The sequence below is a fragment of the Kitasatospora sp. NPDC004240 genome (assembly GCF_053603215.1).
On record NZ_JBSGFD010000227.1, the window covers coordinates 1 to 12441 of the forward strand.

At 70.0% G+C, this 12441-nt stretch carries 13 protein-coding genes and 1 pseudogene; 10 read left to right on the forward strand and 4 right to left on the reverse strand.

Going from position 1 to position 12441, the window contains the following annotated elements:
* Positions 1-260 precede the first annotated feature (260 nt).
* The 3 genes from ACWEQL_RS36380 to ACWEQL_RS36390 all read left to right on the forward strand — a co-directional run bounded on the left by ACWEQL_RS36380 (position 261) and on the right by ACWEQL_RS36390 (position 2889).
* A complete protein-coding gene (locus tag ACWEQL_RS36380; protein WP_452154821.1) occupies positions 261-944 on the forward strand; it encodes a hypothetical protein in 684 nt (227 codons plus the stop codon).
* Positions 941-2209 carry a nucleotidyl transferase AbiEii/AbiGii toxin family protein gene (locus ACWEQL_RS36385; protein WP_452154823.1) on the forward strand — a complete coding sequence of 423 codons (1269 nt, stop codon included), beginning with the start codon at positions 941-943 and terminating at the stop codon, positions 2207-2209. The genes ACWEQL_RS36380 and ACWEQL_RS36385 overlap by 4 nt, the downstream gene beginning before the upstream one ends.
* 302 nt (positions 2210-2511) lie before the next feature.
* A complete protein-coding gene (locus tag ACWEQL_RS36390; protein ID WP_452154825.1) occupies positions 2512-2889 on the forward strand; it encodes a hypothetical protein in 378 nt (125 codons plus the stop codon).
* A 250-nt stretch (positions 2890-3139) separates the two neighbouring features.
* Here the strand turns inward: ACWEQL_RS36390 and ACWEQL_RS36395 are convergent, their stop codons facing one another.
* From ACWEQL_RS36395 to ACWEQL_RS36410, 4 genes are all read right to left on the reverse strand, one after another.
* Positions 3140-3658, reverse strand: a complete 519-nt coding sequence (locus ACWEQL_RS36395; protein ID WP_452154827.1) for a DUF7919 family protein — start codon at positions 3656-3658, stop codon at positions 3140-3142.
* Between the two features lie 468 nt (positions 3659-4126).
* Positions 4127-4744, reverse strand: coding sequence for a hypothetical protein (locus tag ACWEQL_RS36400; RefSeq protein ID WP_452154829.1), 618 nt, complete (start codon positions 4742-4744; stop codon positions 4127-4129).
* Positions 4745-4899: 155 nt separating this feature from the next.
* Positions 4900-5163: a Ku protein gene (locus ACWEQL_RS36405; RefSeq protein ID WP_452154831.1), complete on the reverse strand. Its 264-nt coding sequence runs from the start codon at positions 5161-5163 to the stop codon at positions 4900-4902.
* Positions 5160-5381 carry a Ku protein gene (locus ACWEQL_RS36410; protein WP_452154833.1) on the reverse strand — a complete coding sequence of 74 codons (222 nt, stop codon included), beginning with the start codon at positions 5379-5381 and terminating at the stop codon, positions 5160-5162. The genes ACWEQL_RS36405 and ACWEQL_RS36410 overlap by 4 nt, the downstream gene beginning before the upstream one ends.
* Positions 5382-5702: 321 nt before the next feature.
* Here ACWEQL_RS36410 and ACWEQL_RS36415 point away from each other — a divergent pair, with 321 nt between their 5' ends.
* The 7 genes and pseudogenes from ACWEQL_RS36415 to ACWEQL_RS36445 all read left to right on the forward strand — a co-directional run bounded on the left by ACWEQL_RS36415 (position 5703) and on the right by ACWEQL_RS36445 (position 12210).
* Positions 5703-6644, forward strand: a complete 942-nt coding sequence (locus ACWEQL_RS36415; protein WP_452154835.1) for an ATP-dependent DNA ligase — start codon at positions 5703-5705, stop codon at positions 6642-6644.
* 601 nt (positions 6645-7245) lie between these two features.
* Positions 7246-7407, forward strand: a pseudogene (locus ACWEQL_RS36420) (IS701 family transposase); the annotation flags it as partial.
* Positions 7408-8006: 599 nt separating this feature from the next.
* Complete coding sequence (gene ltrA / locus ACWEQL_RS36425) at positions 8007-9455, forward strand: group II intron reverse transcriptase/maturase (RefSeq protein WP_452154837.1); 1449 nt, start codon at positions 8007-8009, stop codon at positions 9453-9455.
* 6 nt (positions 9456-9461) lie between these two features.
* Complete coding sequence (locus ACWEQL_RS36430; RefSeq protein ID WP_452154839.1) at positions 9462-10562, forward strand: IS701 family transposase; 1101 nt, start codon at positions 9462-9464, stop codon at positions 10560-10562.
* 384 nt (positions 10563-10946) lie between these two features.
* A complete protein-coding gene (locus tag ACWEQL_RS36435) occupies positions 10947-11297 on the forward strand; it encodes a hypothetical protein (protein WP_452154841.1) in 351 nt (116 codons plus the stop codon).
* A gap of 348 nt (positions 11298-11645) precedes the next feature.
* A complete protein-coding gene (locus tag ACWEQL_RS36440) occupies positions 11646-12101 on the forward strand; it encodes an STAS domain-containing protein (RefSeq protein ID WP_452154843.1) in 456 nt (151 codons plus the stop codon).
* Entirely contained in the window at positions 12082-12210 is a 129-nt protein-coding gene (locus ACWEQL_RS36445; RefSeq protein WP_452154845.1) for a hypothetical protein, read from the forward strand. The genes ACWEQL_RS36440 and ACWEQL_RS36445 overlap by 20 nt, the downstream gene beginning before the upstream one ends.
* Positions 12211-12441 lie beyond the last annotated feature (231 nt).

Here is a 12441-nt window from a genome sequence, read left to right on the forward strand (position 1 = left end):
CATGGAGGCCTACCTCCTGGGCGTGTCCACCCGCTCGGTCGACGACCTGGTCAAAGCCCTCGGCGCGGACACCGGCATCTCCAAGAGCGAGGTCTGCTGAGCGCCTACCGCATGAGAACCGGAGCCGGTCACGGGCCGTGACCCCCGTCCGCCTCTACCGAATGTCGTGGAGGAGAGCCGCTGGTGTCCGCCAGAACGCGGCTGCGGCCCGGTGGCTCATGGATTTCCCTCGGGCAGCCGTGGTTGGGAAGATCTTGGTCATGGCACTGCCGGTTCCCAGGACACCCGAGCGTCCGATCGCTGCGGAGAGCTTCGTCGGCGAGTTCGAGACGCACGTCACCGTAGCGTGCGAGGGCGATGGGGCGGTGCGCAGGCTGGAGCGGTGGGCAGCGGGCAGGGGCGTCGGCTTCGTGCACATCGTGCTCGCGCGGGGGCGGATGACCTCGCAACCGATGGTGACGCTCCGTGGGGCTGGCACCTTGCCGGAGCAGCGGCTGGCGGCGCTGGCGGTGGCGAATGAGCTCCGTGCGTCGGGCTTTGAGCCGGTTCGGGTGAAGATCGAGGCGGCGCCCTGGACGCGCGGGGTGCCGAAATCGGATGTGGAGGCGGCGCGACTCGGTCCGGAGGTTCACTTCGAGCACCACATCAAGGTGCTCGTGCGGCCGGATTTCGACCGCGCGGCGATGGCAGCCCTGGTCAGCGGCCATGGCGCCCACGTGTCGTGGAACGCGCGGCGGGTCGTGGACGACGGCCGGCAGCAGCGGTTCGTGACCCAGCGCTGTTACGGCGTCGGCCTGCACGCGGCCGGCGAGCGGCTGGAACGGCTGGTCGGCGTGGTATCCAGCGCCGGGTACGAGATCGCGTCCGTGGAACGGGAGTTCGTGGTGTACGACAGCAACATCGCCGTCGATGACGGGTGGATAGGGGAGGGGCCGCAGAGATGACGACGACATGGGAGTCCTTCGGCTGGCAGGCCTCCGAGGTGCCGAGGACCGAGCTGGACAACAGCCGGCGCGCGGGCCTCGGGGTGCCGCTGACGCTCCGTCCGGTGCGGGAGGACGGAGTGGTGCAGCGGCCAATCTTCGATCCGGCGCTCAAGCAGTATTCCAACGCCTACCGCGCCGCTGACCCCCGGTTCGCCGACGCGGCGGTGGGCGCTGCCTGGTATGCCGCCCGGCGGACGGCGCTGGATCTGGTGCTGACGGCCATCGCGAGGTCAGAGTGGGCCGACCACCTGGTGCTGCGCGGCAGCGTGCTGCTCAAGGGGTGGTTCGGTGACGACGCCCGGGAGCCGGGAGACCTGGACTTCGTCGTCGTTCCCCACGATTGGCGGATCGAGGAGGAGCGAACCACGGCGATGCTGGACGGCATCGCGCTCGCGGCCCAGCAGGCCGTCGGCGCGGGCCCGGTGAGCTTCGAGGCCGCGGACGCGGTCAGCGAGGACATCTGGACCTACGACCGGGTCCCGGGCCGGCGCCTGGTCCTGCCATGGACGGCCGGCGGCACACCCGGCGGCGTGGTGCAGCTCGACTTCGTGTTCAACGAGCGGCTGCCGCTCGCACCCGAGCCGTTCCCGCTCTCCGCCGACGCGACGCTGAACGCGGTCACGCCGGAGCTCTCGCTCGCCTGGAAGATCATGTGGCTGGTCACCGACGTGCATCCGCAGGGCAAGGATCTCTATGACGCGGTGCTGCTCGCCGAATCCTGCCACCTGCGGTACGAGGTGCTGCGCGACGCCTTCCTCGCCGCCGAGCCACACTACGCCCTGCGCCCCGTGCGGCCTGCCACCATCACCGACCTGGTGAACGGCGTGGAATGGGAGCACTTCGCGCAGGAGTACCCGGACATCCCCGGTACGGCCGTGGAGTATGCCGAGCGCCTGGCAACCGCCCTCGCCCACACGTTCCAGGACACCGAGGACGCCGACGCCCGGGAGCTGAGCCGGTGGTGGCTGGAGCCATGGGTCGCGCACTACCGCGAACTGCTCGACCGCACCGATATGCCCGCCGTGCAGCGGGCGATGGCCGCAGCCGGCACGCCGGCGGTCGTGGCCGTCGTGCTCACCGGGGAACTGCTCGGGCGGGAGCGGACCAGCCTTCAGGACCTGGCCCCTGTAGTCCTTGCGGATCCCGCATGGGCCGACTGGACCGACTACTTCAACCGGGGGCGCAACCGTGAGCGCCTCGACGAGCAACTGAAGGAGCTGTGATGCTCAGCCGCTGATGACGCCATCAAGGGGACGGCACAACCGGCACCCGGCTAGGCCAACGACGCAGCTCCCCACTGTCGCCGCCGGCCAGGCCCTGCCAGGCCCGCCTACGGTGGTGCCGAGCCAGCTGCCGGCCCTGGAGATGAGGGCGTCGCTGACCTGCTTGGCGACGATCTGTCCGGGCCACAGGGTGGTATCGACGGCATGGTGGTCGACACCTGGCCGCTCCGATCCTCGCCAGAGCGCTCGCCCCCGCCGACGCCGCCGGGAGGTGGCCGGTTTCCGGCCCCACACGTCATGTGGTGAGGCATGATCCCGGTGCGAGCACGTGGTGGACGACGCGCAGGGATGATCTGCTGGCCCAACTGGCTGCCCTACTGGTGCACTTCGGTACCGACGTGCTGAAGGATCCCGGCATCGGCGAGCTCGCCGACACCGCGTCCGTCCTGGCGGGGGAGTACCGGGCGAGCGAGCACGGCGAACCGATCCGTACCACCGCCGTCCTCCTGCAGGAGGCCGCCACCGAACTGCAGAACGCCGACCGCTTCCGCGCCACCCTGCTGCCCGTCGTCTGCCGCCACCTGCGCCGCGCCGTCGCCCTGCTGGTGCGGGCCCGCACCGACCTCGAGACATCGGTCCCGGCCGGCGGGCAGCGTGCCGGCGCCAGGGAGGCCCGGTAGCCGTCCCGTCCTGCGAGACCGATCGGCCAGGCCGGTTCCGCGCTGTGCCCTTGTCCGGACGCGGCGTCGGCGAAGTGTCGGAGATGCGAGTGGCTCCCGGGCAGCAATGAGGAAGCCCGGGAGCCGGGCCGATCTTCTCACCCCGGTCCGCGCGGGTGGGGCAGCAGGGCGCCCGGAGCGCTTGGGGCGGGTGTTCGAGTGTCGAGGCGAAGCAGCGATCAGGGTGTCGGCGCTGGCGCCGCTTTCGTGCTCACTCATTGAGAACCTCCGCGTCCGACGGGATCCAGGGGAAGTGGGCCCAACTGGGTTCCGAGTGGCAGTCCAGGTCGAAGGCGAGGAGCGCGTCGATGAAGTCCTGCGGCGGCTGGTAGCCGTGGTCCAGCACGTAGTGCCCGATCAGCCGTGGGGCCGCGAAGGCGGTCCCTTGCTGTGCCGGTACGCGGATTTCTCCGTTCCCGACGCACGCGCGGACGTGGCCGGACCGTCGCCAGGTCTGCTGGTCTGTCGGGGCGAGGTCCGGGCAGAGGTCGCAGTCGTGGTGGCCGAGGCACTCGTTGACGGCCTGGACCGCGAGGAGGGCCTGGAGCTTCCTGGCGAAGGCCGCTGGGACGTCTCCGGCGGTCCAGGGCTCTTTCGTGTCGAGCCAGCCGATGTTGATCCGCTCGTAGGGGGCCCTGAAGCTCACGAATCGGTAGCCGGTTGTCAGGTCGGTGAAGGTGTCCCGGCCGTGGTCAAGGTAGCTGTAGGGCGTGAGGTCTGGATAGAACACCAGCGCATGATGTCACCGGCGTCGCTCAGGCAGGCGGATGACCTTGGTCGCCTCTTCGAAATGCGGTGTCGGCCGATGCACCGGGCATGATGTGCGGCGACCTGCAGGCCGAGCAGGCGTCTGCGCGGGGCGTGCTGCCCGTGGGAACCGGCTACACCGTCACGAGGGGAGTCTGACGTGACGGCTCGGTCATGGTGCGCCCGGAGCGCTCGTGGGCGCCCCCGAGGTGCTCAGGACGGGGTCGCGGTGAGTGCGGATAGGGCCGTTTGCCGGACCGGACACCAAGCACCTAACAATCAGGACAATCCTCCCTCTTGTGCTTGGCGCAGACAGGGCTTTTGTCTGGAGATCTATCGGGGTGCTTCCCGGACGCCCCCCAGTCGACGGTCGCGGGCGGAACGGTCGCGGGCGGATCTTCGGTCCCGTGGCCTTCCTGATCGCGTTCTTCCTCATGCCCCCACTCCGTACTCATGTCGGTCGATCCCTTGCTTCAAGTCGGTTCCGGGCGGCGCTTGCCCTTCTTCGTCGGCGCAGTTCAGCCCAGGCGATCCAGGTGGCCTCGGCCCCGCCCGCTGCTGCGGCCAGCGCGAAACCCGCCCACCTGATGTTCTCCTCCAGACTGGTCACAGGGTCGTTTCCGTATTTCGCAGGGGGAGCCACGGTGACTGCGATGGCCGCGGCGAGAGCGACGACTCCCAGGTCGTAGCACCAGTTGGCGAGGTCCGACCAGTGTTCCCAATACCGGTAGTGCTCCTGCTGCTTCGTGCGGAGGAACCGGATCTCGGCGCTGTCATCAGTGGGTTCCCATTCCTCCAGCTCCGCCTTCGAGTAGAGGTAGGTGCGCGCCCGGAAGCCGAACTGGACACAGGCGACGAGGAGCGTGACTGCCGTGATCAGCGACAGGAGCGAGGTGCCCGGCCAGCGGATGGCCTCCGGAGCCTGCGCCACGACACCGATCAGCGCGATCGAGAAGCCTGCGAGAAGCGGTGCAGCGGTTCCGGCCATCGTCTGGACTGCTGCGCTGTAGCCCAGTGGTCGTGGGCGCTCCCACTTCTGACTGGGGTCCTGGGGGTTCTGGTCCGACACCGTCGCACCGTCCCTTCACCGTGGTGGTGAATGCCGGACGCTTTCAGCCTGTGTCCGGCGGCCGCGGGGTGTCGAGGTGCTGTCACGCGCGTGTCACGCTTCAGGATGCGCTGCGGCGGGGTTGGGTGGAGTGTTCGAGGGCGTTCTGGAGTTGGTCAGCTCGAGGATGCCGTTCTCGGGGTGGACGGCGGTGAGGTACTCCTTGCCGCGCGTATGGCGAACATGGCCAGCCCGGCCTTGCCGGCGTGGCCGAGGGTCTCGACGAGCAGCTTGTAGACCTTCTGGTACTCGCGGCCGCGGTAGTAGGTCTTGTCGAAGAAGATCGGGTCGATCTGGTCGAGGTCGACGAAGCCGGCGATGTCGATGGTGCGGGAGCGGCCGGGGGAGATCTGCTCCAGCTCGTCGGGCTCCACGATCACGTACTCGCCGTCGGTGACCTCGTAGCCCTTGACGATGTTGCGGTGAAGTCGACCTCCTTGCTGGTGCGCTCGTTGACGCGCTTGTTGCGCACCCGGTCGGAGGTGCCGCGCTCCAGCTGGTGGAAGGCGACGTTGTGGGACTGCGTCGCGGTGTACAGGGCCACGGGCACGGTGACCAGGCCGAAGGTGAGCACCCCGGTCCACATCGGTCGGGCCATGGCGGCGCCTCCCATCTCGGCGCCGGGCGGTCCGTTGCCGCAGGTGCGGAACGGGTTCAACGCCAGGATCGGCGCCGATGCGCCGGTCCGCACGCGCGGCTGGGCCGACGGGCGCCGCCGGTCCGGGGCTTGCCCAAGGAGGGGGCGACGGCGACGCCCTACCGGGCGCCTGCACCACCGGCCGCCAGCCCAAACCCGAAGACCACGGGGCGCACCTGGTGTACTCGGCGCGTCGCGCAGCGCCGCCCTCGCCCCCGCGTGGAGCACCCGCACCGGCACCTTGGTGTGGGGCAGCGGGGAGCAGGGCAGCCGCCTGGACCCATGAATGAAGTGCCCCCCACGCCGGTGCGGCTGCCGTACATCGAGCCGATGCTCGCGACGGCCGGCTCGCTGCCGACCGGGCCGGGCTGGTGCGCGGAGACGAAGTGGGACGGGGTGAGGACGCTCGCGTACCTGGAGCGCGGCACGGTCCGGCTGCTCGGCCGCGGGGGCGCGGACCACACCGAACGCTTCCCCGACGTCACCGAAGCGCTCGCCGGTATACCGGGGCCGCTGCTCCTCGACGGCGAGCTGGTCGTGATGCGCTCCGGCGTGCCCTCGTTCTCCGCCCTGCAGGGCCGCGTCCACCACTCGCGGCCGGCCGGGATCCGGGCCGCGGCGCACGCCGACCCGGCCGTGTTCGTGGTGTTCGACCTGCTCCACACCGACCGGCCGCTGCTGGCCGAACCCTACAGACAGCGGCGCACCCGGCTGGAGAGCCTCGACCTGGAGCGGCCCAGGCTGCGGGTGCCACCGGCCTGGGCCTCGGTCACCGAGGCGTACGCGTGGACCCGGGAGCACCGGCTGGAGGGCTGCGTCGCCAAGCGCGCCGCCGCGCCGTACCAGCCCGGTGTCCGCTCCCGGGACTGGGTCACACTCACACATCTGCGGGTGGCGCGCGTGGTGATCGGCGGCTGGCTGCCCGGCGGGCCCGCCGACGCGACCGTACGGGCCGTCCTCATCGGCGTCCCGGCGGCGGAGACCGGCCGCCTGCTGTTCGCCGGAGCGGTCTCCTCCGGCTTCGCCGCCGCCGAACGGCGCGCCCTGGCCGCCGCACTGCGCCGCCTGTCCGTCCCGGCCTCCCCGTTCACCGGGGAACTCGGCCTGCCCCGCGGCACGCAGGTGCGCTTCACCCGGCCCCGGCTGCGCGCCGAGGTGGAGTTCCTGGAGCTCACCTTGGCCGGCCGGCTCCGGCAACCGGTCTGGCGAGGTTTGCGCGAGTGACCTCTGACGTGATTGGCACGAGGGTGGTGTCCGCCTGGCATGACCGGACAGTCACGCTTCGGCGGGACCCACCGAGACTGCGCCGGCTGCCCAAGCAGGCGACAGTCCGCACCGGCCGACGATCCGGGTACTGGTCGGCTCCTCGCTGAGCGGGAGCCCCATGACCGCGCAGACTCCCGCGACCCGTGCGGCGCGCTCTATGGCCTGTCAGGTCCGGGACCGGGCGGTCACGGCATGTCTGCGGTTTCGGCGGCCGGACCTGATCGGAGGGGCCTTGCAGCCCGGGGGAGGCGGCAGGTCGGGCAGGAGCGGTGTCGGCCGGTGAGGCGGTCGCCGGGGAAGGGGTGGCATCGGCGGCAGCGGCGCGGTTGTCGGGCAAACGGCGGTCATGATCTCAGCTCTCCTCTACTCGGCCCCGCCCGTACTGCGGCTACCCGAATCCGGGGCCGCAACGCCGTTCACCCCGGTGGAGGATTGCTGATTGCTCGTCGTGAATCCGCCCACCAGAACGGCGGGCACTGCAGCGAGGGGTTTAGTACTGCAACCGCATCTGCGTGACGTTGTGGTGTTGGGCTCGTTGGTGTGTCTGTGTGCTGATGAGCTGACGGTTGAACAGGTCGAGTCGTGGTTCGAGGGGATAGCCGGGTTCCATGCCCGCATCGCCCATCGTTTCGGCAGGTCGGAGCCCCGCGATCGGGCGCTGGACTACCTGACCGGGCTGCTCGCCCCGCTGGAGCGGAAGAACGGCTGGGTGCGCCACGAGGCGCCATGTGACCGAGTGGAGGTGCGAGACCTTCACCGCTGGGCCGTCGCAGCGGCCGGGTAGAAGCTGAGGGCAGTCTGATCCGGGGAACGCCGGTGAGGATGGAAAGCAGCCCTGACAACGCCGGGACGGTGCGGCACTTCCAGACGTGCCGGGTCCGGCAAGCGAGGCCAGAAGGTGTACGAAGAGGAACCCGTGTAAAGCCCCGTAAGTCTTGTCACCGGCTCCAACCTGGAGGATGTGGGCCGGGGTGCAGTGCGTGACTGCCCGCTCTGCTGGGGGTGGTCAACTCCGAAGCCGGTCTCCAACTGCCGGTGGGGAGGCCACGTTGAAGGTCTGCGGCGTAGGCGTGGCGATGCTGCCGGGGTAGTAGCGGGACGCCGACCTGGCCGATCGGCACATGGTGAACGTGGGAACCGCCTGCGGTTGTCCCGCTGGCCGGACATCCGGTCCGGACCACGTGGGACAGGCCCGTTGCCGGCTGATGGCCGCAGGCGGGGCGGAGGCCCCGTAGTAGTCCGAGCGGAGGAAAGCTCCGTACATGGCGAAGGGGGCCAGCAAGTCAGCGGGGAGGAGACTGCAATGCCAGGAGGTCGTTGGTGAACACCGACGTACTGGAGATCGCCTTGTTCAAGGCAGAGCGCCGGGTACTGGAGATGCAGACCAAACTGCACTGTTGGGCGAACGGCGATCGTGATCGCCGGTTCGATGACCTGTTCAATCTCGTTGCCGATCCCGCGTTTCTGCTGGTCGCGTGGGCTCGGGTGCGGGGCAACAGGGGTGCACGCTCGGCCGGGGTGGACGGGCAGACCGCCCGCTCCGTGGAGACCGGGCGCGGAGTCGGGGCCTTCCTCGACGAGGTGCGATTCGATCTGAAGGGTCGTAACTTCCGTCCTCTGCCTGTGCGGGAGCGGATGATTCCCAAGCCGGGAACGGCCAAGCGCCGCCGGTTGGGCATTCCCACCGTGCGGGACAGGGTTGTCCAGGCGTCCCTGAAGCTGGTGCTGGAGCCGATCTTCGAGGCGGATTTCCTTCCGTGTTCCTACGGGTTCCGCCCGAAGCGCCGGGCTCATGACGCGCTCGCCGAAGCGCACCACTTCGCCAAACGCTCATACGAGTGGATGGTGGAGGGTGACATCGAGGCGTGCTTCGACTCGATCGACCACGCGGCCCTGATGGACCGGGTGCGTCGGCGGATCGGTGACCGGCGCGTCCTGGACCTGGTGAAGGCGTTCTTGAAGGCGGGCATTCTCACCGAGGGTGGCCTGTCCCGGGAGACCGACAGCGGCACTCCGCAGGGAGGGATCCTGTCACCACTGCTGGCCAACATCGCTCTGTCCGTCCTCGATGAGTTCATCGCGGCCGGACCGGGCGGGCCGAACTCCACCCAGGCGGAGCGGGCCAGGCGTCGGCGTCGGAAGCTGCCCAACTACCGGCTGTTCCGGTACGCGGACGACTTCCTGATCGCCGTGACCGGGACCCGTGACGATGCCGAGAGGATTCGCGCCGATGTGGCGGCGGTGCTCGCGCCGATGGGCCTTCGCCTGTCGGTGGAGAAGACAGCGATCACCCATATCGACGAGGGGCTGGACTTCCTCGGGTGGCGTCTCCAGCGTCACCGCAAGCGCGGGACCCAGAAGCACTACGTCTACCTCTACCCCTCCAAGAAGGCCCTCCAGGCCGTCAAGGAGAAGGTCAAGACGCTGTGCAGGCAGGACACGAACCTACCGCTGGCAGTCGTGCTTCACCGGCTCAACCCGGTGCTGCGGGGCTGGACGGCGTACTTCCGGCACGGCGTGTCGTCCGCGACCTTCCAGTACCTGTCGGCCTTCACATGGCGACAGGTCTTCGGATGGCTGCGGCGCAAACACCGCCTGGCCAACTGGAAGACCCTGCGTCGTCGTTACTGCGTGGGCCGATGGTGGCCCGCCGACGGCGAGGTGGTCTTGTTCAGGGCCGCGAAGGTGCGGACCAACCGCTACCTGTATCGCGGGACCAGGATCCCTTCGCCGTGGACCTGCGGGACCACGATCGAAACGGTCGCCTGAGAGGGCTTGTGGAGAGCCGGATGCCTGGAAATCGGGCACGTCCGGTTCGGGAGGCGGTCCGGGGAAACCCACCGGCGGCAACGTCGGCAGGGCGCCCCGGACCGACCTCACACCCTGGCCGAGCAGGTCGGGCAGCTCCGTCCGGACGGGGTCCAGCGCCTGCTGAACCTTTCCGAGTGGGACGAGGACGCGGTCCGCGACGACGTGCGCGACTTCGTGGTGGAGAGCATCGGTGCCAGGGACGGGATCCTGATCGGCGACGATACCGGCTTCCTGAAGAAGGGCACCCGGTCGGCCGGGGTGCAGCGCCAATACAGCGGCACCGCCGGCCGCACCGAGAACTGCCAGATCGGCACGTTCCTGGCCTACGCCTCCACCAGGGGCCGGGCCTTGATCGACCGCGAGCTCTATCTGCCCGTGTCCTGGACCGACGACCGGGAACGCTGCCGGGCCGCCGGCATCGGGGACGAGGTGCCGTTCGCAACGAAGAACGAGCACTTCAAGTGGATGCTCCAGCGCGCGATCGACGCCCGCGTCCCGTTCGCCTGGGTCACCGCCGACGAGGCGTACGGCCAGGTCAAACACCTCAGGTCCTGGCTGGAGGAACGCCGCATCGCCCACGTGCTCGCCACCAAGGTCAACGACACCGTGACCACCGTGCGCTGGGCCGAGGCCCGGGTGGACGAGCTGATCGCCTCCCTGCCCCGGCAGGCCTGGAAACGCATCTCCGCAGGCCAGGGCTCCTGCGGCGAGCGGATCTACGACTGGGCCCGCATCGCGATCCGCCCGGTGTGGGAGAACGGCTTCGGCCACTGGGTCCTCGCCCGCAGGTCGCTCAGCGATCCCACCGAGATCGCCCACTACGTCTGCTACGGCCCCGTCGGCACCCGCCTGAAAGACCTGCTCAAGGTGGCCGCCGCGCGGTGGACGATCGAGGAGTCGTTCCAGGCCGCGAAGACGGAGTGCGGCCTGGACCACTACCAGGTCCGCCTCTACCGCGCCTGGTACCGACACATCACCCTGGCCATGGCCGCGCTCGCCTACCTGACCGCCCTGCGCGCCCAGGAAGCCACAAAGGGGGCGGCACCGACGACGAGCACGAGCTGATACCCCTGAGCGTCCCGGAAATCCGCCGGCTCATGGGCCACCTCGTCAGGCCCCGCCACCAGACCAACGAGCACCATCTGCGCTGGTCACGCTTCCGACGCCGCAGCCAGGCCCGAGCCCGCCGATCCCACTACAAACGCCGAGGCCAGATCCCCCAGATCCACCACATGCGGTTGCAGTATTAGCCGGGTCGGGGCGGTCACGCGGGCGGGTGTCCGGCGGGGACTTGCTGGCGTGGTCGGCCCCGGGCCGGCGCGGTCGCAGCTGCAGCGCACGCATACTTCGAGGTCAGACGGACAGGCGCTCATGAGCTGGTCCGCACACCGGCGACCGGCTCACACGAGAAGGGCAACTCCTATGACCGGGGAAAAGTCGCATCCGTCGATGGAAGAAGGGCAAGCCAGCCGATTCGGCGGTGAGGACCAGCACGGCTGGGCTCCCGACGTCGACGCAGAACACCAGGAGCCCAACGACAGCGCCCACCGATCCTTCCACCCCGACACTCACGCCCCGCCTCCCGGTCCCGGCGCCGAACCGCAGCGACCGGAGGACGTCGACGTCCCGGCCGACATCGTGGAGAGCGCGGGCGAGCGCGGCGAGGATCAGGGGCCGTCCAAGCACACCTACGACCTCGGACCGCAGGGACCGTCCGGCCGGCCCAGCGGGGGACGGACCGAGAAGGCCCACACGGGCGTCGACCCCCAGGAACCCGACAGCCCGACCTCCGGGCGCTGAACCCCCGCGCAACCTGCCGCTGCGAGGTGACACCCCACCAGAGCCCTGACCGGCAGGCAGTCCACGCCGGTAGCGTCGCGCGACACCCCCCGTACTGGCAGTCACCAGACAGCAGGTGGGCCACCGCCCTACACCGGCTCAGCTTGGCAGCCTGTCGTCCCTGACGATGTGCGGAGAGCCAGGGCTGGAGATGACCATGCGGCGTGCGGCGTTTCCGTGCAGGCTGCCGGAAGCTGTGGTGGTCTACTTCCGCTCGGGCTCTCTGCCCGTCGCCGGAAATCCACCGTCCCCTGTCGCGGGGCGGATCCGCCAGCCTCACACCACCTGAACGTGGCAAAGGAGCGTGCCATGACCGGCTACCTCGCCCTCGAGGTCTCCCGTACCCCGGACGTCGCCATCCTGACACCGCAAGGCGACATCGACACGGACAACGCGGACCGGCTGCACGCCGCCGTCCGGCATCTCCTGACGACCTACCCCGTGCCGCCGCTGATCGTCATCGACCTTCACCTGGTGTGTTTCTGCGACTCCGCGGCCCTCAACACCCTGCTGCGCGCGCGTGCGGACGCGCAACGCCAGGGCACCCGCCTGTACCTGGCGAGGCCCACGTCCCAGGTGGCCCGGCTGCTGGAGGTCACCGGCGCGGACGGCGTCTTCACCGTCGTTGCGGGTGTGCCCGCCGTCCTGTCCGGTGACCCGGCCGGGGGGGTGAGAGCGCCAAGGCCCCCGCTACGCGGTCGCCCTGCCCGGTGTTGCGGGCGCGCACGGGCCGCGGGCGGTCGTCGTGGTCCACCACGCCGGTGAGAGGGCGGCCGACGGCGCTCCCGGGTACGCGGATGAGGCCGGCACAGGGCGGGCAGACGCAGCCCGGCTGGTGGACACCGCGGCGGGACCGGGCCGACACACCTGTTGACGCGCCGTGGGTCCGCGGTCTGCGCTGCCTTCGCCCGCTCGGCTGTGTCAGCACGAGGACCGCTCGGCGCCTGCTCCTCAATCGCGCTCCGACAGCACGCAGCCGCGCCGTGTGACGCCCTGCCGACGAAGTCCAATGCCGGCCGTGCCGGTGCCGGTGCCGAGCACGGCGCGGGTCTGGCGTTGTTCACGAGGACGGGTTCTGGCACAGGTTGTGACCTGTGCCAGAACC

Coding starts and splice junctions, on each gene's coding strand:
- ACWEQL_RS36380 (WP_452154821.1), top strand. CDS start 261: ATGGCACTGCCGGTTCCCAGGACACCCGAGCGTCCGATCGCTGCGGAG.
- ACWEQL_RS36385 (WP_452154823.1), top strand. CDS start 941: ATGACGACGACATGGGAGTCCTTCGGCTGGCAGGCCTCCGAGGTGCCG.
- ACWEQL_RS36410 (WP_452154833.1), bottom strand. CDS start 5,381: ATGGCCCGACCGATGTGGACCGGGGTGCTCACCTTCGGCCTGGTCACC.
- ACWEQL_RS36415 (WP_452154835.1), top strand. CDS start 5,703: ATGAATGAAGTGCCCCCCACGCCGGTGCGGCTGCCGTACATCGAGCCG.
- ACWEQL_RS36435 (WP_452154841.1), top strand. CDS start 10,947: ATGGAAGAAGGGCAAGCCAGCCGATTCGGCGGTGAGGACCAGCACGGC.
- ACWEQL_RS36440 (WP_452154843.1), top strand. CDS start 11,646: ATGACCGGCTACCTCGCCCTCGAGGTCTCCCGTACCCCGGACGTCGCC.